This is a genomic window from Glutamicibacter protophormiae (assembly GCF_014647495.1).
GTDB lineage: Bacteria > Actinomycetota > Actinomycetes > Actinomycetales > Micrococcaceae > Glutamicibacter > Glutamicibacter protophormiae.
Genome location: NZ_BMPH01000009.1, coordinates 41,451 through 64,894, shown reverse-complemented (window position 1 = coordinate 64,894; position 23,444 = coordinate 41,451). Strand labels below are relative to the sequence as shown.

Annotated in this window: 20 protein-coding genes and 2 pseudogenes; 7 read left to right on the top strand and 15 right to left on the bottom strand. The window is 62.5% G+C overall.

Annotated elements, in window-relative coordinates:
* Positions 1-274: 274 nt before the first annotated feature.
* Both IEY43_RS11460 and IEY43_RS11455 read right to left on the bottom strand, forming a co-directional pair.
* Complete coding sequence (locus tag IEY43_RS11460; RefSeq protein ID WP_229777373.1) at positions 275-1,195, bottom strand: Sir2 family NAD-dependent protein deacetylase; 921 nt, start codon at positions 1,193-1,195, stop codon at positions 275-277.
* 164 nt (positions 1,196-1,359) lie between these two features.
* Positions 1,360-1,578: a DUF3073 family protein gene (locus tag IEY43_RS11455; RefSeq protein ID WP_188948730.1), complete on the bottom strand. Its 219-nt coding sequence runs from the start codon at positions 1,576-1,578 to the stop codon at positions 1,360-1,362.
* Between the two features lie 224 nt (positions 1,579-1,802).
* On the opposite strand from IEY43_RS11455, the gene IEY43_RS11450 reads away from it, so the two are divergent.
* Complete coding sequence (locus IEY43_RS11450; protein WP_188948729.1) at positions 1,803-2,429, top strand: septum formation family protein; 627 nt, start codon at positions 1,803-1,805, stop codon at positions 2,427-2,429.
* 102 nt (positions 2,430-2,531) lie between these two features.
* On the opposite strand, the gene clpB is transcribed toward IEY43_RS11450, so the two are convergent.
* On the bottom strand, positions 2,532-5,123 hold the full coding sequence (gene clpB / locus IEY43_RS11445; RefSeq protein ID WP_188948728.1) for an ATP-dependent chaperone ClpB: 2,592 nt from the start codon (positions 5,121-5,123) through the stop codon (positions 2,532-2,534).
* A gap of 147 nt (positions 5,124-5,270) precedes the next feature.
* On the opposite strand from clpB, the gene IEY43_RS11440 reads away from it, so the two are divergent.
* Together IEY43_RS11440 and IEY43_RS11435 are read left to right on the top strand one after the other, a co-directional pair.
* A complete protein-coding gene (locus IEY43_RS11440) occupies positions 5,271-5,774 on the top strand; it encodes a DinB family protein (RefSeq protein WP_188948727.1) in 504 nt (167 codons plus the stop codon).
* Between the two features lie 246 nt (positions 5,775-6,020).
* A complete protein-coding gene (locus IEY43_RS11435; protein ID WP_188948726.1) occupies positions 6,021-7,205 on the top strand; it encodes a TerC family protein in 1,185 nt (394 codons plus the stop codon).
* Positions 7,206-7,313: 108 nt separating this feature from the next.
* Here the strand turns inward: IEY43_RS11435 and IEY43_RS18430 are convergent.
* A pseudogene (locus tag IEY43_RS18430) lies at positions 7,314-8,591 on the bottom strand (IS4 family transposase).
* 153 nt (positions 8,592-8,744) lie between these two features.
* On the opposite strand from IEY43_RS18430, the pseudogene IEY43_RS11420 reads away from it, so the two are divergent.
* A pseudogene (locus IEY43_RS11420) lies at positions 8,745-10,134 on the top strand (IS256 family transposase).
* 267 nt (positions 10,135-10,401) lie between these two features.
* On the opposite strand, the gene IEY43_RS11415 reads toward IEY43_RS11420, so the two are convergent.
* The 4 genes from IEY43_RS11415 to IEY43_RS11400 are packed head-to-tail and all read right to left on the bottom strand — an operon-like array spanning position 10,402 to position 12,128.
* The gene (locus tag IEY43_RS11415) at positions 10,402-11,019 is read right to left on the bottom strand and encodes a hypothetical protein (RefSeq protein ID WP_188948725.1); all 618 of its coding nucleotides are present in this window, start codon (positions 11,017-11,019) and stop codon (positions 10,402-10,404) included.
* 19 nt (positions 11,020-11,038) lie between these two features.
* Entirely contained in the window at positions 11,039-11,467 is a 429-nt protein-coding gene (locus tag IEY43_RS18355) for an integrase core domain-containing protein (protein ID WP_188948724.1), read from the bottom strand.
* 30 nt (positions 11,468-11,497) lie between these two features.
* Positions 11,498-11,758, bottom strand: a complete 261-nt coding sequence (locus IEY43_RS18510) for a transposase domain-containing protein (protein WP_188948723.1) — start codon at positions 11,756-11,758, stop codon at positions 11,498-11,500.
* On the bottom strand, positions 11,718-12,128 hold the full coding sequence (locus IEY43_RS11400; RefSeq protein ID WP_374189863.1) for a YccF domain-containing protein: 411 nt from the start codon (positions 12,126-12,128) through the stop codon (positions 11,718-11,720). The genes IEY43_RS18510 and IEY43_RS11400 overlap by 41 nt, the downstream gene beginning before the upstream one ends.
* Positions 12,129-12,258: 130 nt before the next feature.
* Between IEY43_RS11400 and trmB the strand changes: the two genes are divergently transcribed.
* Entirely contained in the window at positions 12,259-13,116 is an 858-nt protein-coding gene (trmB, locus tag IEY43_RS11395) for a tRNA (guanosine(46)-N7)-methyltransferase TrmB (protein WP_188948722.1), read from the top strand.
* A gap of 56 nt (positions 13,117-13,172) precedes the next feature.
* Entirely contained in the window at positions 13,173-13,802 is a 630-nt protein-coding gene (locus IEY43_RS11390) for a GNAT family N-acetyltransferase (RefSeq protein WP_229777371.1), read from the top strand.
* 239 nt (positions 13,803-14,041) lie between these two features.
* Here the strand turns inward: IEY43_RS11390 and IEY43_RS11385 are convergent, their stop codons facing one another.
* The 4 genes from IEY43_RS11385 to dnaK form a co-directional block, all read right to left on the bottom strand.
* On the bottom strand, positions 14,042-14,470 hold the full coding sequence (locus IEY43_RS11385) for a heat shock protein transcriptional repressor HspR (protein ID WP_188948721.1): 429 nt from the start codon (positions 14,468-14,470) through the stop codon (positions 14,042-14,044).
* A 106-nt stretch (positions 14,471-14,576) separates the two neighbouring features.
* Positions 14,577-15,545 (bottom strand): DnaJ C-terminal domain-containing protein, encoded by a 969-nt coding sequence (locus IEY43_RS11380; protein WP_188948720.1) that lies wholly within the window; start codon positions 15,543-15,545, stop codon positions 14,577-14,579.
* An 86-nt stretch (positions 15,546-15,631) separates the two neighbouring features.
* Complete coding sequence (locus tag IEY43_RS11375) at positions 15,632-16,204, bottom strand: nucleotide exchange factor GrpE (protein WP_188948719.1); 573 nt, start codon at positions 16,202-16,204, stop codon at positions 15,632-15,634.
* 13 nt (positions 16,205-16,217) lie between these two features.
* The gene (gene dnaK / locus IEY43_RS11370; protein ID WP_188948718.1) at positions 16,218-18,068 is read right to left on the bottom strand and encodes a molecular chaperone DnaK; all 1,851 of its coding nucleotides are present in this window, start codon (positions 18,066-18,068) and stop codon (positions 16,218-16,220) included.
* 249 nt (positions 18,069-18,317) lie between these two features.
* Between dnaK and IEY43_RS11365 the strand changes: the two genes are divergently transcribed.
* Positions 18,318-18,548: a PLDc N-terminal domain-containing protein gene (locus tag IEY43_RS11365; RefSeq protein ID WP_188948717.1), complete on the top strand. Its 231-nt coding sequence runs from the start codon at positions 18,318-18,320 to the stop codon at positions 18,546-18,548.
* Positions 18,549-18,650: 102 nt separating this feature from the next.
* On the opposite strand, the gene IEY43_RS11360 is transcribed toward IEY43_RS11365, so the two are convergent.
* The 3 genes from IEY43_RS11360 to IEY43_RS11350 form a co-directional block, all read right to left on the bottom strand.
* Complete coding sequence (locus tag IEY43_RS11360) at positions 18,651-19,193, bottom strand: hypothetical protein (RefSeq protein WP_308425058.1); 543 nt, start codon at positions 19,191-19,193, stop codon at positions 18,651-18,653.
* Positions 19,194-19,336: 143 nt separating this feature from the next.
* Positions 19,337-20,890 carry a DEAD/DEAH box helicase gene (locus IEY43_RS11355; protein ID WP_188948716.1) on the bottom strand — a complete coding sequence of 518 codons (1,554 nt, stop codon included), beginning with the start codon at positions 20,888-20,890 and terminating at the stop codon, positions 19,337-19,339.
* A 313-nt stretch (positions 20,891-21,203) separates the two neighbouring features.
* Positions 21,204-23,354 carry an MMPL family transporter gene (locus tag IEY43_RS11350; protein WP_188948715.1) on the bottom strand — a complete coding sequence of 717 codons (2,151 nt, stop codon included), beginning with the start codon at positions 23,352-23,354 and terminating at the stop codon, positions 21,204-21,206.
* Positions 23,355-23,444 lie beyond the last annotated feature (90 nt).

The following is a 23,444-nucleotide window of genomic DNA, read 5'->3' as shown; positions in this document are numbered from 1 at the left end:
ATTTCCGCACCCGCCCGGCCCAGGCAAAGAGCTGATCTGCCCGACGCGGGGCGAACGCCGCGCAGCGGAGCACAATGCGTCAACACCCCGTGAGCCGCCCTGACGGACCGCAGATTCACGGCTCAGAAGCAGGACACGAACTCCAGCAGCACCCGCGGCCTGAGCGTGAAAACCGTGCCACGGCACTTGAGCAATATCTTCGCCACGCTCGATGTGGGCTCGCGTACAGCCGCAGCAGCGTGGGCCTTGGCGCGCACTCTGATGCAGCCGTCGGCTAGAGCAGCTGCGCCATCGCGCGTTCCAACGGCACCCGCCAGCGCCAAGTGGCCTTCTGCTCGCCACGGACGTGCCCGTTGGTGATCAATGCGACAGGCAGCTCCAGCTTCACGAAATCAAGCAGGATGCGGTAGCCGCTCATCACCGCCAGCGAGGAGCCGAGCACCAGCAACGAGGTGGACTCGGCCTGCAGCTGCGCCATGGCCTCCTTGCGGGCGGGCGGGACGCTCTCGCCGAAGTACACGACATCGGGTTTGAGCACCAGCGACCCGCAGTTTTCGCAGGCGACCATGTTGAACTGTTCCACCAGGTACTGCGGCAGCTCCACGTCCCCGTCCGGGTTGACCGCCTCGGGATCGATTTCCACCGATTCCAGATACCCTTCGTTGGCCGCCTGCAGCCGCGCGTCGAAGTGCCGCCGGTCTTCGGCATGGCCGCAGTCCAGGCAACGCACGATCGACAGGTCGCCGTGCACCGGGATCACGCGCCGGGATCCGGCCTGCTGGTGCAGCCCGTCGACGTTCTGGGTGATGATCCCGTTGATCCGCCCCTCGCGTTCCCACTGGACCAGGCGCCGGTGGATGTTATTGGGTTCGGCATTTCCCATGTGCCGCCAGCCCACATAGCCTCGCGCCCAGTAGCGCTGGCGGGCCTGGGGGCGGTAGCGGAACTCCTGGAAGGTCATCGGGCGGTGGCGTTGCAGCGAGCCGTTGGGGCCCCGGTAGTCGGGGATGCCCGAATCCGTGGAAACGCCGGCCCCGGTGACGACCAGGACCTTGCCCTGATCCAGCATCGACTGCACCCCGTCCCGGGCTTCGCCCTCCGCAGACGCCTCGGCCTGTTGCTCCACGATGCGCTGCATGGATCGGATCGCCGAGTGGTGCGCCATCTGGATCGAAAGTTCCTCGGGCGTGCTCATAATCGACCTTTCAAGGTTCCGGGTACGACAAAGGCCGCAGCGACCTCAAAGCTAATTTAGCTTATTCGCTGCGGCTTATCGTAAAAATGTATTAAAGAGCTGTACCACTTACTGCACAGGTGTGGCACCCCGAGCAAAAAGAATCCCGGTAAACGTCGACGACCTTAGTCGTCTTCGTCTTCTCCCGAATACTTCTTAGTCAACTCGTCGTAATCCGAATAATCGTCGTCATACGATGAATCATTACGCTCAGTGTCCCGAGCATGAGGATCGGAGGGCACACCCAACTCGCGTTGGAGTGCCGAAAGGTCCGTCGAGGGCGAGTAGTACTTAATGTCTCGCGCTTGACGCTGTGCTTTAGCCTTTTGACGGCCGCGCCCCATGGCGTGACCCCCTCTTTTCAGTAGAGTCGGGAGGTGGTCCACCTAATAGATGGAGGCCCCCGAATATGTGATCAGTTCTTTCGTAATTAAAGGTTAACACGATTCCACGGCGAGCGCTGAACGCAACACCGGCCAGACCCGCTAGACTGGCGATTAGTCCAACGACTATTTTATGAGTAGTTGCCGTTCTCGCCCGATCCGCTGACGAAGGAGCCCATCAGGTGGTGGATAAGAACCTCCCGGAGCCGCAGGCCGCACTGCCTCCGTTGCGCCCGGAACCGGAGAAACCCAAGCGTCAGATCGGGCAGTGGTTCCTGCTGGCCGCCGCGGTCATCGCCTTGGCGGCCGCCGTGGTTTTCGTTGTGCTCAGAATCATTGATCCGCCGCCTTCGCCACAGGCGAACAACGTGCAGCGCAATGAGGCCCCCGGATTAGACGGGGTCATCGCCGAGAACATGCCGCCGGAGCAGCTGTTGCTCGGAGACTGCCTGCGCGGCTTCACCACGCCGCTGGATCCGCAGACCGTAGTCACCTGCGATTCCTCCCACAACGCACAGCTGATCGGCAGCTTCGAACTTGAAGGCGCTCCCGAGGCCCCATATCCCGGAGCGGACCAGCTGCTGACCCAGTCCGAAGACCTGTGCAAGTCGGTGTCGCTGGACCCGAGCGCGGGGATCGACTCGACCTGGACCTATCATTTCTCCCGTCCGTCGAAGGCTACCTGGGACAAGGGCGACCGGGTGGTGTCCTGCTTCCTGAGCTTGACCGACGGCAACGTGCGCAGTTCCCTGCTTCCGGCCTCGGATGATGCAGGAAGCCCAACCCCGAGCCCATCGAAAGACAACGCCTGAGACAGGCGCCGGCGCTGCTGCGCCGGCCCCGGGTAGCAGGAATGCGGTGTGAGGACCTGAAAGTCTTCACACCGCATTCCTTTTGCTCACGGCCCGTGGAGGTTAGCCGTTGGCGCGTCCCACAGCCAGCCGGTCGTTGCCCGCATCCAGCGTGACCGAGACGGTATCCCCGTCCTGGACCTCGCCGGCTAGGATCTCCTTGGCCAGCCGGTCGCCGATCTCGCGCTGCACCAGGCGGCGCAGCGGGCGGGCGCCGAAGGCCGGGTCGTACCCGGTCAGGGCGAGCCATTCGCTGGCGGCCGGATCCACTTCGAGGGTCAGACGGCGTTCGGACAGTCGTTCGGAGAGCTGGTCGATCTGCAGCTTGACGATATTGCCCAGCTCGTCGATGCTCAGCGGGTCGAACATGATGACCTCGTCCAAGCGATTCAGGAACTCCGGCTTGAACGACGCGTTGACCACGTTCATCACCGCGGCCTTCTTGGCTTCGGCGTCCAGGGTCTGATCCACCAGGAACTGGGAGCCCAGGTTGGAGGTCAGGATCAGGATGGTGTTCCTGAAGTCCACCGTGCGCCCCTGTCCGTCGGTCAGCCGCCCGTCATCGAGCACCTGGAGCAGGATGTCGAAGACTTCAGGATGAGCCTTCTCGACTTCATCGAGCAGGATCACGGAGTACGGCCGGCGGCGTACCGCTTCGGTGAGCTGCCCGCCCTCTTCGTAGCCGACGTAGCCTGGAGGGGCGCCGACCAGTCGCGAGACGGAGTGCTTCTCCGAGTACTCGGACATGTCGATGCGGACCATGGCGCGCGGGTCGTCGAAGAGGAAATCGGCCAGGGACTTGGCCAGCTCCGTCTTGCCCACGCCGGTGGGGCCGAGGAACAGGAAGGAACCGGTCGGGCGGTTCGGGTCCGCGATGCCGGCCCGGGTGCGCCGCACCGCATCCGACACCGCCGCCACGGCCTGCTTCTGGCCCATCAGGCGCTGCCCGATGATCTGCTCCATGTCCAGCAGCTTCTGGCTCTCGCCCTGCAGCATGCGTCCGGCCGGGATGCCGGTCCAGGCGGAGATCACCTCGGCGATATCATCCGCGGTGACCTGGTCGGCCACCATGGTGTGCGCCTTAGCCCCGTGCTCCTCGGCCGCCGCGGCGGCTTCCAGCTCCTGCTGAAGGGTCGGGATCTCTCCGTAGAGCAGACGCGAGGCCTTCTCCAGGTCGCCTTCGCGCTGGTACTTCTCCGCCTCCGAACGCAGTTCATCCAGCTTGACCTTCAGGTCGCCGACGCGGTTCAGCCCGGCCTTCTCCGCTTCCCACTGCGAGTTCAGTGCATCGAGCTTCTCCTTCTTGTCGGCCATGTCCTTGCGCAGGGCATCGAGGCGTTCCACCGATGCGGGATCGGTCTCGTCGCTCAGCGCCAGCTCCTCCATGGTCAGGCGGTCGACCTCGCGGCGCAGCTCGTCGATCTCCTCCGGCGCGGAGTCGATTTCCATGCGCAGCCGGCTGGCTGCCTCGTCGACCAGGTCGATGGCCTTGTCCGGCAGTTGGCGCCCGGAAATGTACCGATTGGACAGCGCCGCGGCGGCAACCAGCGCGGAGTCCGCGATGGACACCTTGTGGTGCGCTTCGTAGCGCTCCTTCAGCCCGCGCAGGATGGCGATGGTGTCATCCACGCTCGGCTCCCCCACATACACCTGGGCGAAGCGGCGTTCCAGGGCCGGGTCCTTCTCGATGTTCTCGCGGTACTCGTCCAGGGTGGTGGCGCCGATCAGGCGCAGCTCGCCACGGGCCAGCATCGGCTTGAGCATGTTGCCGGCGTCCATGGCGCCTTCCGAAGCGCCGGCGCCGACCACGGTGTGGATCTCGTCGATGAAGGTGACGATCTGGCCATCCGAGGCCTTGATCTCCTCCAGCACCGCCTTCAAGCGCTCTTCGAACTCACCGCGGTACTTGGCGCCGGCGACCATGGCGCCCAAGTCAAGGGAGATCAGCGTCTTGCCGCGCAGGGATTCCGGAACGTCGCCGGCGATCATGCGCTGGGCCAGCCCCTCGACCACTGCGGTCTTGCCGACACCCGGCTCGCCGATCAGCACCGGGTTGTTTTTGGTACGGCGCGAGAGCACCTGGACCACACGGCGGATTTCGCGGTCGCGGCCGATCACCGGATCCAGCTTGCCGGAGCGGGCCAGGGCGGTCATGTCGGTGCCGAACTTCTCCAGCGACTGGAAGGTGGCCTCGGGGTTGGGGTTGTCGACCTTGCGGTCTCCACGAATGGTGGGCAGGGTGCCGACCAGCAGGTCGCGGGTGGCGCCCAGCTCGCGCAGTGCCTCGCCGGTCTTGGTCTGGTCGCTGGTCAGCGCGATCAGCAGGTGCTCGGTGGACACGTAGGTGTCCCCCATCTCCGTGGCGGCCTCCTGGGCATTGTTCACGACCTGGAGCAGCTGGCGGGAGAACTGGGCCTGGGCCACAGAGGACCCGGAGCTGGAAGGCAGTGCCTTGATGAGCGAGCTGGCCTTCACCGAAAGCGCGTCGACATCCAATCCTGCAGTCTTCAGCAGGGCCACCGCGACCGAGTCGCGCTGGTCCAGCAACGCCTTGAGCAGGTGTGCAGGTTCAATCTGCGGATTGCCTGCGGTGGATGCATTCATTCCGGAGGCCGATAGTGCCTCTTGGCTCTTGGTAGTGAGTTTGGTGTCCACGCGCTTCCTTTCGATATGAGGGCGAACCGTTAAACTTGAGTGTACTTAACTCAACTCTGTTTTGTCAGGGGTTATTCCGTTTCCGTCGAACTATTTCAAAAAAGTTTTTCCTTGTTTTCACCGGAGCCCGGCACCGACAATGGAGCCATGGCAAACCCCAATTCACCAGAGCATTTATTCGCCGAACACGATGAGCAGGTGAAGGTCTTCATCGACCAGCATCGCCAGATGCTGATCGGCTGCCTCGACGGTCTGACCGAGGAGGAGGCCCGCAGGCAGCTGGTTCCCTCGCGCACCACCCTGCTGGGGCTGGTCAAGCACGGAACGTTCGTCGAGCAGGTCTGGTTCCGGGAGGCGCCCACGGGAAACTCCCGCGAGACCTTGGGCATCGCACCGAATCCCGATGAATCCTTCAAGCTCGACGTCGAGGACACCATCAGCAGCGTCATCGCCGAGTACCGCGAAGAAATAGCGCATACCCATCAGATCTTGGAAGGAAGGACCGGAGAGACGGTTTTCCCCGGAAACAAGCGAGGACCGCTTCCCCTGCGGTGGATCCAGTTGCATATGCTGCGCGAACTGGCCCAGCACTGTGGGCATGCCGACATCCTGCGCGAGCAGGTTCTGGCTGCGCGCAACACATCGAGCTAGGCCGAATCCCAAGGAGGACCTCCCGCCGATAGATTGCCGCCGGTCAGCGCCGCCAACGCCTGCGAGCTTTCCCTGAGGGTGGAACGCACGATAGAGTGGACTTCACGTAAGGGAGTATTCACAAGCGTTTGATCCGTCAGTACGTAAGACACGGGAGTCTTGCCGGGTTCTGCGGCCGACCGATTTCGGTTGGCGAAGAGACTTACCTCGATGGCTTGTACCCAACTTACGAAAGCAGGAATCCCCATGGGAGTTTCTCCTTTAATCTGGGGCATCACGATTGCCGTGATCCTCGCACTTCTGGCATTCGACTACTTCTTCCATATCCGCAAGGCGCACGTTCCGTCGCTGCGTGAGGCGGCAATCTGGTCGAGCATCTACGTCGGCCTCGCACTGGTCTTCGGCATCGTCGTTTTCATCTTCGGCGGCGTGGACATGGGCGCGGAGTACTTCGCCGGCTATATCACCGAGAAGGCCCTCTCGGTCGACAACCTGTTCGTCTTCCTGATCATCATGGCCAGTTTCAAGGTGCCACGCGAAGACCAGCAGAAGGTATTGCTCTTCGGCATCGTCTTCTCGCTCATTGCCCGAACCGCCTTCATCTTCGTCGGCGCCGCGCTGATCAACCAGTTCGCCTGGGTCTTCTACATCTTCGGCCTGATCCTCCTGCTGACCGCGGGCAACCTGCTCAAGAAGGACGAAGAGTCCGACGAGGCCAACAACTTCATCATCCGACTGGCCAAGAAGCTTTTCCACACCACCGACAAGTATGACGGCGACAAGCTGTTCACCAAGATCGACGGCAAAAAGGTCCTGACCCCGATGCTGCTGGTCATGGTGGCCATCGGCGGTACCGACATCCTCTTCGCCCTGGACTCGATTCCTGCGATCTTCGGACTGACCCAGAACGTCTTCATCGTGTTCACCGCGACCGCGTTCTCCCTGATGGGCCTGCGCCAGCTGTACTTCCTGCTTGACGGCCTGCTGGATCGACTGATCTACCTGTCCTACGGCCTGGCCGCGATCCTTGCATTCATCGGCGTAAAGCTGATCCTGCACGCGCTGCACGAGAACAACCTGTCGTTCATCAACGACGGCGAACACGTGCCGGTCATCGAGATCACCACCGGCCTGTCGCTGAGCGTCATCATCGGCGTCCTGGTCTTCACTGTTCTGGCGTCCCTGTTCAGCAAGGCCGGCAAGGCGCAGACCGCCGTCGCCAACCTGCGCCGCCATGCGAACAACTACACGGATCTCTCCTACACCGCAGACCAGGCAGAGCGCGAGCGCATCTATACCGAACTGCTGGAAGAAGAGTCCTACGTGAAGACCATGGAGAAGAAGTACCGCGACAAGGTCAAGGACATCGACAAGATCCGCAACGAGATCATCGAAGCCCACCGCCAGCACGACGAGTACCTCAAGAACTAGCTCCATCACTGGCAACAGGCCGGGACCGCACTTCCAGATGGAAGGGCGGTCCCGGCCTGTTTTGCTCCGGAGTGTGCCGAACGGGGGTCTAGCGGCAATGCCAGTAAGTTAAGGTTTAGCCGGGGGTGTCAACCAGTACTCCGCCCCCAGCATCTCGACGCGCAGTGTCGCCGGCCGGGTGGGCGTGCGCGGATTGCCCGCCCGCGCCTGATAGTTGGAGTTCGAACGCTTCACTGTCCGCGAACTGGTGCGCAGCCGCCGTGCCGGCTGCAACGCAGCCAGCACACGGGCACCAATCGGGCCAGCCCGCCTCAACCAGCCCGGATGCTGGCCCAGGAGTGTTGCTCCACCGTGCCCGGCACCGGTAAGCCGGGGCACCATCTGGGCAGCGACGGCTGCTGACGGGCCAAGCAGCAGCGTGTTGGTAGCTTCGGCCATCATGTTGCGCAGCAACTGATGCACGATCAGCAGCGCATAGATTTCCTGCTCTACCAAGGCCACGCTCCGAGAACGCAGCACCCGTGACTTGAGCAAGGTGGCTCTGATTTCCTGGAACGTCGTTTCGATTTCCCACCGCTGGTGATACAGCTCGATCAGTTGCTCGGCGGTACCTTGGGCCGGGTGGTGCAGATTGGTGACCAGACGGTAGGTTTAGGTCTTCTCCTCACGGTCGGTATGCAGGGTGATCCGAGCATTGAGCACCCGTACCGGCACCCCGGCCAGGGTGCTGTAGTAGGAGCCGTCCGTGAGGATCTGGTGCACCGGCAGGTTCCGCCCGTTTTTCACCCGGACCAGGAATCCGACCCCCTGGGCGGCGATTTCGTGCAGGAGCTTAGCGGAGGCGAAATTCCGGTCTGCGAGGATCAGCATGTCCGGGCGCATGCTGGGCACCAGTTGGGGTGCGTAAGTGGTTTCCCCAATGCTGGTGGGGCCGAAAACCGCGTCGCTGATGCTGCGGGTGGCGCAGTCGACCAGGGCGAGCAGGCGGGCCTGGGGGTAGCCGGTGCCGCCGTGATTGCCGGCCTGCTTGTGGTACTTGGCCAGGATTTTAGGGGTGTCGGGCAGGGGCAGGATCGTCCCGTCGATGGCGCAGGCCCTGTATCGGCCGAAGAACGCTGGGGCGTGCAGGGTTTGCTCGGGACCGCGCAGCTGGCCGAACAGCCAGCGCAGGGGCTTGACGTCCAGGCCGATCCTGGCTTGGGCCAGGGCCGGTGAGGTGGCGCGCAACAGCAGCAGCCCGGTGTGCTGGGTCAGTTTGGTGAACACCTCGGTGTAACTGGCGTGCGGGTAGAGGATCAGGGCCAGGATGAAGTAGATCATCGTGCGGGCTGGCAGGAGCCTGACGCGGCGTTGGGTGGTTCCAGTGGCTTGAAGGGCCGAGTCCAGAAGGTCTGGGCTATCGGAGTCCGGCGGAATTCGAGGAACTCTATTATTCTGAAGTCAACGGCGCGTTATCCGATGTTGCCGCTAGTGAGCCTGTCAGGCTGATTGTGTAAGACCCCTAGTCAATTGATAGAAAGAGACTAGGAAAAACACGATATGACCATCCAGAAAGACCAGACCGAACAGAGCATGGAAAACGCCTCCGACATCGCCGAGAAGATCGCAGCCCTCGGCTCCATGGACGCCGTCAAGGACTCCGGGGCCTTCGACGAACTCATGGGATTCATCGACCGCGGAGAAATCCAGCTCGACGGCAAAGACGGGTTTATCCAACAGATCATCCGTGCCGGCCTCGAACGCGGCCTGAAATCCGAGCTGAGCAGCCACCTGGGCTACGAGCAAGGCGAGGCCCACGGCCGGTTCCTGCCGAACTCCCGCAACGGCTCCTACCCGAAGACCGTGTCCACGGTGGCCGGGGATATCGACCTGCAGATCCCCCGGGACCGGGCCGGAACCTTCGCCCCGACCCTGGTGCCCAAAGGCTCACGCCGCACCGGCGGCCTGGACGAAATGATCATCTCCCTCTACGCCGGCGGCATGACGGTGCGGGATATCGCCTACCACCTGGAAACCACCATCGGCACCCAGCTGTCCCACGACACGATCTCCAAGATCACCGACGAAGTGCTCGACGAAGTCGCCGCCTGGCAGGAACGTCCGCTCGAAGAGTTCTACCCGATCCTTTACTTGGATGCGCTGGTGGTCAAGGTCCGCGACGGCCACCAGGTGCGGAACAAGGCCGCGCATATGGCCATCGGCGTGACCGTGGAAGGCGTCAAGCACGTGCTGGGACTGTGGGTCACGGAGAACGAGGGTGCGAAATTCTGGGCCCAGGTCTGCGCGCAGCTGGCCAACCGCGGCGTGAAAGACGTCCTGATTGCCTGCTGCGACGGGCTCACTGGTTTCCCGGAGGCGATCGAGGCAACGTGGGCGCGGGCGACCGTGCAGACCTGCGTGGTGCACCTGATCCGAGCGGCGAACCGGTTCGTCTCCTACGGTGACCGCAAAAGCGGTCAGCGCCCAGTTGAAGAGCATCTACACGGCTCCGAGCATCGAATCAGCCGCGAAGGCGTTGGATGATTTCGAAGCGTCCGCATTGGGGAAGAAGTATCCGTCGGCGGTGGCCACGTGGCGCAACGCGTGGGAACGCTTCACCCCGTTCCTGGAGTTCGGCCCCGAGCTGCGCAAGGTCATTTACACGACGAATGCGATTGAGTCGATGAACTACCAGCTGCGCAAGGTCACCAAATCCCGGGGCCACTTCCCCTCCGATGCGGCGGCGGTGAAGATGCTGTGGCTGGCGATCTGCAATATCGAGGACAAGCGGGCCAGGGAGCGGTTCAAGGATGCGCAGAAGAAGGGCCGCACCCCACGGGCCGGCGCCGGGTCGCATCTGGTGGAAGGGGCCGGGACGAATGGCTGGAAGCAGGCGTTGCAGCAGCTGGCCATAGCCTATCCGGAGCGCATCGAGCCGTATTTGAAGTGAGTGTTACGAAGCCCTGAATAACGGACGTGACTAGGGGCTTACACAAACACTCTGACAAGCTCCCGCTAGTAAATTAGCGGCATGATTTCCGGGACGGTTTAATTTCCATCGTCAGGGGAACCTGCCGGTGAGAACAAAAGGAAATGGCCTAAAACACGGCATCCGCCACTCTGTAGGCCACTCACTCATTCTCGCCGGGGGCGTTGGCTAACTCTGTGAATAGCCCCAGACCATTCAATCCAACTCAATGCAGCACCTATGCGTTGCCTAAATGAGCCCGCATTCAGCTGTTGCTTCGAGGTAGTCCACAAACACAGGGTCTGTCAGGTCTCCCGCACGCATGAAGGGCCCATCCTCCGGATCTTGCTCACGGCGCGACGGAAAGCCAATGACCGCGGTGAGGTACCGATTGAGCTTGTCTCCTGCCACCCCATAGACCTTGAAGCCGGTGATGAATCTTCCTTCGCGCTCAAGCAACACCGAGACTCGTTGTCCCAAGGCATGCTGGGCAGAAAGAACCCTATATGGGAGTTCCAGCATGTCGCCCTCGAAAAGCTCTTGCCAGTAGAACTCGGCGTCTTCAACGGAATCTTCATCGACAGCGACCGGCCGCCCATTTCTTAGTTCCAGGAGAACCGCGGGATTGGTGATGGTAAACAACGCATCAATCAGATCTTCCCGCACTTCCTCATCGAATTCGAATCCATCAGGTTCCATCAACCGAACGGGAATTCCGTAGGCCTTATAGTTGTCTTCAAGGAGTGCGCGCACCTGTATTGGAGTCACCGACGGCAACTTTGCGGCTTCCCAGCTCTTCAGCAATTCTCGTGGATCTGTTGGAGTCACGATCACTTGATCAGTTCCATCTTTTTCCTCCATCAGCATGCCTGAACTGTCCCGGAAATCATGTCGCCGTCTTGTGGGCGGCAGCGTCGGGCAACGAGCCGGAAATTTCATCATAGTATGTCTGCTCAAATTCCTCCGGAGTCTGGTGATCCAAAGAGGAATGCAAGCGATCATTGTTGTACCAGTGGACCCATTCAAAAACGACATCAACGACGTCGGATTCGGTCTTCAATGCTCCGTTGCGGAACGGTGAATCCTTGGCCACCGCTTCATTCTTGAACAAGCCCATCACGGTTTCGGCGGCGGCATGATCGTACGCGTCGCCGACGCTGCCGGTCGAAGGAATGAGCCCTTCGATTTCCAGGGTGTCTGTGTATCGGATCGAGGTGTACTGCGATCCCGCATCGCTATGGTGCAGAAGCCCCTTGCCCACCGGCCTATTCGTGTGTTTTCGGCGCCAGAGTGCCATTTTCAGGCACTGCTCCACGAACTCGGTGTCCTTGACCGTGGAGGTTTCTCAGCCGACGTCGGTGTAACTGGCGTGCGGGTAGAGGATCAGGGCCCGGATGAAGTAGATCATCGTGCGCGCTGGCAGGAGCCTGACGCGGCGTTGGGTGGTTCCGGTGGCTTGAAGGGCCGAGTCCAGAAGGTCTGGGCTGATGTGTTCGGTCAGGGCGCCGAGGTGGGCGGGTCGGGCTTGACTGGGGCGCTGGGACCTTAACTTACCGGCATTGGGTCTAGCGGCGCATGCTCCCGATGTAGTAGTCCGATGGCACAACAACCTTGCCCAGCGGCATCAGGGATACCGGAATCATCTTCAGGTTCGCGATGCCCAGCGGGATGCCGATGATCGATACGAACATCGGAATAGCCGTGATCACATGGCCGATGGCGATCCAGATACCGGCGAAGACCAACCAGATGACATTGCCGAGGGTGGAAAAAGCGCCAACGGCCCCGCGGTCAACCACGGTACGGCCGAAGGGCCACAGCGCGTAGCCGGCGATGCGGAATGAAGCAATGCCAAACGGAATTGTCACGATCAGCAGGCAGCAGATGATGCCGGCCAGGACATATCCCAGGGCCAGCCACAGGCCGCCGAAGAGCAGCCAGATAATATTCAGGATTCCCCGCAGTAGATCAGTCATGGGTCCAGTCTTCCCCATCCCCGCCCCGGGGCGCTATGGGTGACAGCCCGGATTTTCCCCTGACATCGTGGCAAATCCCCTATCAGCCGAGGAAGATTCGAGGCGTACAGCTCGGCTAGGATTAATGATCATGAGCGATTCGAGCGAAGAACAGCGTCAGGCCTCGGCCACGACTCCCAAAGACCCAGCACTTTTCCGGGCCGAGCCGGTCTCATTTGTCCGTCGCGGCAACCGGTTGCAGGGCCGCCGTGCCAGCGCCTGGGAGCGCAACGCCGAGCAGTACGTCATCGAGCCTCCCCGCAAGATCGCCGATACTTCTGTCGCCGACGACTTCACCCTCGACCCGGACCAGGCATTCGGCCGCGTGGCCCCGTTGATCGTGGAGATCGGCACCGGACTGGGCGAATGCATCGCCAATGCCGCCAAGGATGATCCCGAGCGCAACTACCTCGCGGTAGAGGTCTATCGCCCGGGACTGGCCCAGTTGATGCTCAAGGTCGAGTCCTTCGGCATCGAGAACGTCCGCGCCGTCCAGGCCAACGCCCCCGAGGTGCTGGATGTGATGCTCGAAGAGAACAGCGCCGACGAAATCTGGATCTTCTTCTCCGACCCCTGGCACAAGCCGCGCCACCACAAGCGCCGCCTGATCAAGGCCTCATTCCTGGACAAGGTGTCGCGGGTGCTCAAGCCCGGTGGAACCCTGCGCCTGGCCACCGACTGGTCCAACTACGCCGAGCAGATGCGCGACGTGCTCAGCGCCCATCCGGACTTCGAGAACCAGTTCCCCGGCAACCTGGCCGGCGAGGACAGCAACCTCACCAAGGTCCGCCGCGAGGGCATGGAAGGCTTCGAGAAGGAACCCGACTTCACCGACGAGCTCGGCGGTTGGGCTCCTCGCTTCGAACGCCGCATCCTGACCAGTTTCGAAGGCAAGGCGCTGAAGGCAGGACGCTTGATCTTCGATTTGGCCTACACCCGCGTCGGCTAGTACACGACCGGAAACAAAGTCCGGCAATGGCTCATGACCAACCTAAACTGGTGGTCATGAGCCATTCGTCATTAATCCCCGCCGCCGAGTTCGCCCTCGCACCCACCATGGAGTACGCGGGAGTCAGGCTGGAGCAGCTCGCGCCGTCGCACGCGCCGGACTTGGCCGAGGCAGTGGCCGCAGGGCGTTTGGACGAGGCATGGTTCGCCACGACCCCATCGGCTCAACAAATGAATGCCAATATCGCCCAGCGGCTGGCCTCCCAGGCGGCCGGAACCATGGCTCCCTTCGCCATCATCGATACCTCCACCGACAAAGCCGTCGGCGCCACCACCTACCTGAACATCGATGCCGCGAATCGCCGGGTGGAGATCGGATCAACGTTCCTGGCCGTTGCGGCGCAGGGCACCGGCATCAACCCGGCGGCGAAATTCCTGCTGCTGCGCAGGGCCTTCGAAGAACTCGGCTGCTACTCGGTGGCCTTCTGCACGCATTGGCACAATGAGGCCTCGCGCGCGGCCATTGCGAGGCTGGGCGCCAGGCAGGACGGCGTGCTGCGCAACCACAAGTACGATCCGGTGACCGGCACCCTGCGCGACACCGTGGTCTTCTCGATCCTGCCCCACGAGTGGCCGGCGGTGCGCACACAGCTGGAGGCCCGGCTACGCCGCCATGGCCGAATCTAACTACAATCCTGCCCAGATTCCATCCAAAGAAACCCACCAGTCGCTTGTCCTGCTAAAGGGCTTCACCATGGCCGGCGCCAAAAGCTGACAAAAGAAATCCAGCCCACTCCGGATGTTTCATCCGTGCGGGCTGAACGATTATGACGAGCATAAAATAATCTGAACTTGCACTGCAAGTAAGGCGTGTCGTTGAAACGGGTATCCGCGTCAACGCAACTTTCGCGTGCAGGCGTGGAATTCTACCTGCCGATGGCGCGGCGCACCGGGAACAGCGTCACCGTGGGTTCGGGCCGCGACGGGCGCATGCCGCGGGCCAGCGACACCACGTCGCCTGCGACGGTGCCAGCGGCGAAGATGCGCGATTGGCCTTGGCGCACGTAGTCCAGTTCGGCGCGCAGCTGGTTCACTTGGCCCTTCAAGCTTGCTACCTGGTCTTCCAACTCAAGGATCCGCTTGATGCCTTCCAGCGATACGCCGTTCTTGCTCAGCGCCTGGACCTGGCGCAGCAGCGACACGTCGTGCTGGGAATAGCGGCGTTGCTTGCCCGACTGCCGGCTGGGCGAGACCAGACCGATGCGGTCATACTGGCGCAGGGTCTGCGGATGCATGTCGGCAAGCTGTGCGGCAACCGAAATGACGAAGACAGGTCGCAGGTACTCACCGTTCACGGTTTTTCAACCACCTTTCTGCCTTAGCTGTATCTTGAGTCCATCGCCGGTGCCGGAGGGTGGTGATCCCTCCTGCACCGGCGATGGGTGATCGGCGTGGCCGATCCTAGAGCTTGGCCTTCGAAGCCAAGCCCGTCCGCGGATCTTCGTCCTGCGTCGCAGCGGCGAAATCCTCGACCGCCTTCTTGGCGGCGTCCGAGAGATTCTGTGGAATGACCACGTCGAGCACGATCAGCAGGTCGCCGGTGGCCTTGGAGGTCTTTACACCGCGGCCCTTCAGGCGCAGCGTGCGGCCCGAGTTCGAACCCGCCGGAACCTTCACTACGACCTGCTCCCCGTCCAGGGTCGGGACGTGGATCTTGGCTCCCAGTGCGGCCTCGTCGAAGGTCACCGGGACATGCACGCGGATGTTGTTGTCCTCGCGCTTGAAGAACGGGTGTTCGGCGACCTTAACCTTGACGATCAGGTCCCCATTGCCCGCGGCTCCAGCCTGGCCGCGTCCGCGCACGCGCACGGACTGGCCGTCCTTGATACCCGCCGGGATGCGCACGTCGATGACCTCGCCGCTCGGCTCGCGCAACCCGATCTTCGTGCCATTGATCGAGCCGGCAAAGGAAATCGAGGTGGTCGCGGTGCGGTCTGCGCCCTTGCGCGGCGGGGCGCTCTGGCCGCCGAAGCCGCCAAAGCCTCCGGCACCCCCGAACAGGTCGGAGAAGTCCGGTTGCCCGCCGCGCTGTCGCGCCCCGCCACCGCCTCCGAAGAGGTTGGAGAAGATATCCTCGAATCCCGCGCCGCCGCCCGGAGCACCGCCCGGGCCTCCGGCCGAGAAACGGGCTCCCGAGCCCATGGCCCGGATGGCGTCGTACTGCTCGCGCTCTTCCTTGTCGGAGAGGACCGAGTTGGCTTCGGTGATGTCCTTGAACTTCTGTTCGGCGGTTGCGTCACCGGCGTTGGTGTCAGGGTGGTACTTGCGCGCCAGCTTGCGGTACGCCTTCTTGATATCCGCGTCCGTGGCGTCCTTGGAGACACCGAGGATCGCGTAAAAATCTTTGTCTATCCAGTCCTGACTTGCCATCAGGTCCTCATCCTTTCTATGACAATTCGAAACTGCCCACTGGCGAATACTCGACAGTGGGCAGTTTCGGTTGTACTAGCTAGTTGCTATTCGCCGGTGGCGACCAGTACCTGGGCAGCGCGCAGGATGTTGTTTCCCTTGCGGTAGCCGGTACGCAGTACCTGTCCCACATGATCGGCCGGGACCTCCGGCACAGCCTGACGCAACAGCGCTTCGTGGACGTTCGGATCGAATTCGACCCCCGCCTCGTTGATGCGCTCCAGGCCATGCTGGGCCAGGATCGAGTCCAGCTTGTTGGCGATCGATGCGAAGGGACCATCGGTCAAATCGCCATGGGCGCGGGCCGCGTCGATATCGTCAAGCACCGGCAGCAGGGCGGACAGCATGCCCTGCACAGCGTTTTCACGCGCTACGGCACGGTCGCGTTCCACGCGCTTGCGGTAGTTGACGTACTCGGCCTGCAGGCGCAGCAGGTCGTTGCGCAGCTCGGTAACGACCTCGCTGACCTCGTCCTGCTCCGCGTCCACGGATTCGCCTGCCTCGTTCAGGATCGCCTCGGCCTGACCCAAAGCGTCAGCAGTTGGCTGCTGGTCAGCTGCCTCTGGCTGGTTCTCCGGCTCCTGGCCGGAGTTTTCGTTCTGGTCCTTTGCCTCGGACATATTCCTAAACTCCCTACTTCTTGTCGGCTTCGTCTTCGTCGATAACCTCGGCGTCGACGATGTCTTCATCAGCGTTTGGTGCATCCGGCTCGCCGGCAGCTGCGCCTTCGGCCTGGGTGTTGGCGTAGATGGCCTCGCCCAGCTTGGACTGCGAAGCCTGCAGCTTCTCGAACGCGGCCTTGACCTCGTCGTCGTTGTCCTGCTTCTCCAGGGCCGCCTTCAGGGCGTCGACGTCGGCCTGGACCTCGGTCTTGACCTCCTCGGGCAGCTTGTCCTCGTTGTCCTTGATCAGCTTGTCCACCGAGTAGGCGGCCTGCTCGGCAGCGTTGCGGGTCTCGGCTGCCTCGCGGCGGGCCTTGTCCTCTTCTGCGTGGGCTTCGGCTTCCTGGACCATGCGTTCGATGTCTTCCTTCGACAGCGAGGAGCCGCCGGTGATGGTCATCGACTGCTCGGTTCCGGTGCCCTTGTCCTTGGCGGACACGTGCACGATGCCGTTGGCATCGATGTCGAAGGTAACCTCGACCTGCGGGATGCCGCGAGGAGCCGGAGCAATGCCGGTCAGCTCGAAGGTGCCCAGGGCCTTGTTATCGCGGGTGAACTCGCGCTCGCCCTGGAAGACCTGGATCGAAACCGAAGGCTGGTTGTCCTCAGCGGTGGTGAAGGTCTCCGAACGCTTGGTCGGGATCGCGGTGTTGCGCTCGATCAGCTTGGTCATCACGCCGCCCTTGGTCTCGATGCCCAGGGACAGTGGGGTGACGTCGATCAGCAGAACGTCCTTGCGCTCGCCCTTCAGCACGCCGGCCTGCAGGGCCGCGCCCACGGCAACAACCTCGTCCGGGTTGACGCCCTTATTGGCTTCCTTGCCGGCCAGGTCCTTGACCAGTTCGGCAACGGCTGGCATACGGGTCGAACCGCCAACGAGGATCACGTGGGCGATGTCCGAGACCTTGACGCCGGCTTCGGCAATGACATCCTTGAAAGGCTTCTTGGTGCGCTCCAGCAGGTCCGCGGTCAGGTCCTGGAACTTTGCACGCGACAGGTGCTCGTCCAGGTGGACCGGGCCTTCAGGGGTGACCGAGAGGTACTGCAGAGAGATGTTCGTGCTGGTGGCCGAGGACAGTTCCTTCTTGGCCTGCTCGGCAGCTTCCTTGAGGCGCTGCAGGGCAATCTTGTCCTTCGACAGGTCAGCGCCCTTAGCCTTGGCCTGAGCCAGCAGCCAGTCGACAACACGCTGATCCCAGTCGTCGCCGCCCAGGCGGTTGTCGCCAGCGGTGGAGCGGACCTGAATAGTCGAGAAGCCGTCGTCGTCCTTGCCAACTTCCAGCAGGGAAACGTCGAAGGTACCGCCACCAAGGTCGAAGACCAGGATGAGCTCGTCTTCGTTGCCCTTCTCCAGGCCGTAGGCCAAGGCGGCAGCGGTTGGCTCGTTGACGATGCGCAGCACGTTCAGGCCTGCGATTTCGCCGGCCTCCTTGGTGGCCTGGCGCTCGGCGTCGTTGAAGTATGCAGGAACGGTAATCACCGCGTCGGTGACCTTCTCGCCGAGGTAGGACTCGGCGTCGCTCTTCAGCTTCATCAGCGTACGTGCCGAGATTTCCTGGGCGGTGTACTTCTTGTCATCGATGGCGATGGACCAGTCGGTGCCCATGTGGCGCTTGACCGATGCGATGGTGCGATCGATGTTGTTGACTGCCTGGCGCTTGGCGATATCGCCGACCAGCACTTCGCCGCCCTTCGAGAAGGCAACGATCGATGGGGTGGTGCGGTTGCCTTCCGCGTTAGCGATGACGGTTGGCTCACCGCCTTCAAGCACGGATACGACGGAGTTGGTGGTTCCAAGGTCAATACCTACGGCACGCGACATAATGGCTCTCCTTTGCCTTGTCTGAAAAAAATTCCAACGCTGGGGCTTTCACCCCATTGAGCGCTTCGGACTCAAGTTTACTCAGCCGCTTTCGACTGTCAAATTAACTTGAGTGAACTCGACTCAACTTTGCGCTCTGTCTTATTCAACGGGTGGGGTGGCAGAATAATTCCCATCAATCAAAAACTTTTTCAGGCTGCCCCAACCCGCCAGGACGCGAGCTGAAAACTACAGATCAAAGGTGGAACCATGGCACGAACCAAAAAGAAATTCTCCGACCTCCCTCCCCTTGCGCAAACCGCCGTCGTTGTCGCGGGCACGATCGAAATTGCCTTATTCGCCGCCGCGCAGATCGATATCTATCGACGCAGCCCTGAACAGATTCGTGGGCGCAAGGGCTTGTGGGTCGGGTTGTGCTTCGTGAATACCCTCGGCCCGTTGAGCTATTTCAGCTTCGGCCGTAAGAAGCTGCAGGACTAGACCGCGACCGGCAGTCGACAAAAAACCGCCGGGAGCCTGCGTCGCAATGGTGCGCAGGCTCCTGGCGGTTTTGAAGTGAACCGTCCTTGGGACGGGGACAAGTTATTTGGCCAGCAGTGGCATGCCAAGCGCGGCCAGAGTTCCGAAGATCACACCCCACAAGATGATGGAAATGACCTGCCAGAAAATCACTTTCTGCTTTGATGCACCGAAAGAAACCAAAGCCGCCGAGGTGATTTGCGAGGGAAGCATGGTCTGGCCGACCAGGCTGACGCCGGCAATGCCGAACTTGTCGAATGCCCGGTGGATTTTTTCGTATTTCGGCTTGCCGTTCTCCTTGCCCTGTCGAACCTTGGAACGAACAGCATGTGCGCTGTTGACGAATAAGAACATCGAGATGCCGTTGCCGAGGACTGCCGCCAGGATTCCGACTGCTGGAGGCAGGCCCATCAACACTCCGATGGCGGATCCGAAGTAGGACTCGACAAAGGGAATGGCCGATACCAATGCGACGGCCAGCCACTGCAGCGGCTCGGGGAAAACTGCAACGAAGTCCTGCAGTGAATCGATCATCGTCAGTCGCTCCTGGCTAGGTGAAATAGGTACTCTCGCTATTTCAAGCCTAGGATGCGGAATTTCGCCCACTGGTCATCCGCCGGGGCTAAACTTTTGTCCCGTCTGCGGTATTCTCGGCGGGTCGGTGGGTACGAGCGCAAAAAAATCCTCCGCCCGATGTAGGAGCGGAGGATCTTCTTGTGGTCAGCCGGAAATCCGGCTATCCCGAAAGCTTAGCGGCTGCGGGTGGCAGGGCTGGTGGCTCGGCGCGGACCGCGTGAACGGCCGCCGGCCGAGGCGTCCTGGGCGGCGCGGCCGCCTTGGCGCGTGCTTCGGCCTGCACCCGCTGGGCGCTCGGAACCTGCTCCACGGCCGGCACCGGCCGGACGATCGGAACCTGCTCCGCGGCCAGCGCGGGCTGGACGTTCTCCGGTTGCCTTCGGGCCGCGTTCATTGCGGCGCCCCGACTCGCTGCGCTGCGGGTTTTGTCCCTCGCTGGATGCGCGGCCGCCGCGCGATCCGCGCTGGCCGCGTCCTCCGCGCGAACCGCCGGATTCGCCGGCAGGCTTGCGCTTGGCCGGAGCGCTCTGCTGCTTCGCCGGACCGGTGTATGGCACCAGTTCAGCAACTTCGCCCACGACGTCCTTGACGACCTGCGAGTTCAGGTTGACCTTCTCGAATGGAACCTTCTTCAGCCCGGCCTGCTTCATCAGGGTAGCGACGTCGCCCTGCTGGTCTGGGGTGCAGATGGTCACCACGGTACCGCTGGAGCCGGCGCGGGCCGTACGTCCGGAGCGGTGGGTGTAGGCCTTGTGCTCTGCTGGCGGATCGATGTGAACCACCAGCTCCACTCCATCGACGTGCACGCCGCGCGCTGCCACGTCGGTGGCGACCAGGACCTTGGCCTCGCCCGAGGAGAAGGCGGCCAGATTGCGGTCGCGGGCGTTCTGCGACAGGTTGCCATGCAGGTCAACGGTCGGCACGCCGGCCTTCGACAGCACTACTGCCATCTTCTTTGCGTGGTGCTTGGTGCGCATGAACATGATGCGGCGCGAAGTACCCTGCGCCAGCACGCGGATTAGGTCCTTCTTGTCGTCGTTGCTGACCACGAAAACGTGGTGTTCCATGGTGTTCACCGCGGCCTCGGGAGCATCCACAGAATGGATGGTCGGGCTGCTCAGGTAGCGCTTGACGACCTTGTCCACGCCGTTGTCCAAGGTGGCGGAGAACAACATGTGCTGAATGCCGGTCGGCATGCGATCCATGATGCGGCGGACGACCGGGAGGAAGCCCATGTCTGCCATGTGGTCCGCTTCGTCCAGCACGGAGATCTCCAGCTGCGACAAGTCCACGATCTTCTGCTTGATCAGATCGTCCAGGCGGCCGGGGCAGGCGATGACAATGTCAACGCCTTCGTTCATGGCCTTTTCCTGGCGGCTCTGCGCCACGCCGCCGTAGATCACGGTGGTGCGCAGGCCGCTGGCGGCAGCCAGCGGGTCGACGGTCTTGGCGATCTGGGTCGCCAGTTCGCGGGTCGGCGCCATGATCAAGGCGCGTGGGAAACGGGCCTTGCGGCGCTGCGGGCGCTCGCTCAGTCGAGCCACCAGCGGCAGCGAGAAGGCAAGGGTCTTGCCCGAACCGGTCTGGCCGCGGCCCAGGACGTCGCCGCCGGCCAAGGTGGTGGGAAGGGTCGCTTCCTGGATCGGGAATGGGGTTTCGATGCCGCTCTTGGACAGCACGTCCACCAGGGCCGCGGGCACGCCAAGGGCGCTAAAAGTAGAGGTCAATGCTCGAACTTTCTCTCTGAATTCGCGCGTCGTTTTCGACGCTCGGGTTCGCCGATCCAGGAGGAAGTCCGGTGCGGGCCGGCGTGGAGAATGCCTGCCGCCCGCGCAAAAAACCGGGAATCCGGAAGTTTTCGCATAAAGGAAATCAAGTCTGTCGACGAATACGCACCGGCAGTCCAGCTCGTCCTGGCATTGCGCTTTCGGTGCGTACAAGTTCCAAGTCTACAGGCAGGCTCCCGGACTTACCGGGCCAGGAGCCTGCCAACGGGGCGGATCACAGGAGATTTCCGCCACGTCCACCGCTCGCAGACGCTTATTTGCGATGGGCGCCAACGGCCTTTTTCTCGTGCGCCAGCTTCGACGGCCACCACACTGCCGGACCGATATCCTCGACGAGCGCCGGGACCAGCAGGCTTCGCACAATGAACGTGTCGAGCAGCACGCCGAAGGCCACGATGAAGCCCAGCTGCCCCAGGAACATGATCGGCACAACACCCAGCGCGGCGAAGGTCGCCGCCAGCACAATGCCCGCGGAGGTAATCACTCCGCCGGTGACAGTCAGGCCGCGGCGCATCCCGTCCCGCGTGCCGTGCACCAGCGTCTCCTCGCGCACCCTGGTCATCAGGAAGATATTGTAATCCACACCCAGTGCCACGAGGAACACGAAGCCGAACAACGGCACCGAAGGGTCCGCGCCCACGTAGTCCAGCACGTTGTTGAATACCAGGGCGCTCACGCCCATCGCTGTCCCGTAGGAGAGCACCGTGGTGAGGATCAGCAGCACCGGAGCCAGGATGGAGCGCAGCAGGAGCATCAGAATGACCAGGATTGCAACCAGAGTGATCGGGATGATCTTGAACAGGTCCGCCTGCGCGGTCGAGTTCTTGTCCATCTGGGTTGCGGTGGTTCCGCCGACCAGGGTCGATGAATTGATCTCGTGCACCGTGGTGCGCAGCTGCGTGACGGTGTTCGCGGCCTCGTCCGAGTCTGCAGCGTCGCTCAGGGTGACGGAGATGAGGTTGCGCCCTTCGACGGTGTAGGCCGGAGCGCCGCGCTGCGCCATGGCCGGCCCGCCGTCTTCGGCCTGGAGGTAGGCCGAATCCACGCCGGGCACCTGCAGCACCGCGTCCAAAGTGGTGTTCGCTTCCGCCTCGTCGACGATTACGGTGGCCGGGGACCCGCTGCCGCCCGGGAAGTGCTCGCCGAGCGCCACCTGCCCGTCGCGGGCCTCGGAGCCACCGATCACCAGCTCGCTTTGCGGCACGCCGCTGGCCTTGAGCTGCAGCGAGAATGCGGCGCCGATAGCCAGCACCACGGCAGTGATCATCCAGATCGGACGCGGATGTGAGGCGACGAACGTGGCAATGCGGGCCCACAACCCCGGCTTGGCCTGAGCCTGGGCATCCTCCTCCTGCGGCTTAGGCAGGAACGGCCAGTAGGCGGCGCGGCCCAGCAGTCCGAGCACCGCAGGCAAGAAGGACAGGGCGGCGACGATCGAGAAGACGATGCCCGAGGCGCCGATCGGGCCCAGCGCCTTGTTGGAGTTCAAATCGGAGAAGAGCAGGCACAGCAGGCCAACTGTCACGGTGCCGCCCGAGGCGATGATCGGTTCCAGCGAGCGTTTCCAGGCCTTGGCCACGGCCTGCCAACGGTTCAGCCCGGAGGACAGAGCTTCCTTGTGGCGGGCGACGAACAGCAGCGAGTAGTCCGTGGCCGCACCGATCACCAGGATCGAGAGGATGCCCTGGGCCTGGCCGTCCAGCCGGATGATGCCTTCCTTGGCCATGAAGTAGACCACCAGGATGGCGGCGCACAGCGCCACCATCGACGTCATCAGCACGGTCAGCGGGAGCAGCAGCGAACGGTAGACCAACAGCAGGATCACCAGCACCGCCACCAGAGCGACGCCCAACAGTACCCCGTCGATGCCCCCGAAGGCCTCGATCAGGTCTGCGGAGAACCCGGCGGGGCCGGTGACGTAGGCCTGCATGCCCTCCGGCTGGATATCGGCCAGCAGGGCCCGCAGCGCGGTCACGCCCTCGTCCGCCTTGACCGTCGAGGAGATCGGCAGGATGAATTCCGCCGCCTTGCCGTCCTCGGCCAGGAATGGACCGGTTACCTGCCCATCGAGGAATTCGAAGTCGGAGAGTTTCCCGGCGAGCGCTGCTGCCTGTTCCTGGTCAACCCCCTCATCGGAGGTCACCAGCACCACCGCGGGAATCGCGTCACTCGTGCGGAACTTGTTCTGCCATTCCAGAGCCTGCGTGGCTTCCGCGCTGGCCGGCAGGAATGCGGTCTGGTCGTTGGTCTGGACTTCCGAGAGCTTGCCGAAGGTCGGTCCACCGACTCCGGCGATGCCGATCCAGAGCACGATCAGCAGGGAATAGACTGCCGCCCGGATGGCAATGCCCTTCCCGCTGATGGAACGCCCTGCAGGCTCATCGACTTTCGCTACATGTGACATGGTGCTGTCCTCAAAATTGGTTCAAATTACGTGCGCCCACTGCGGACTATCGCTCCAGCGTACCAACTTTTAGTTTGATGATGGAAATGT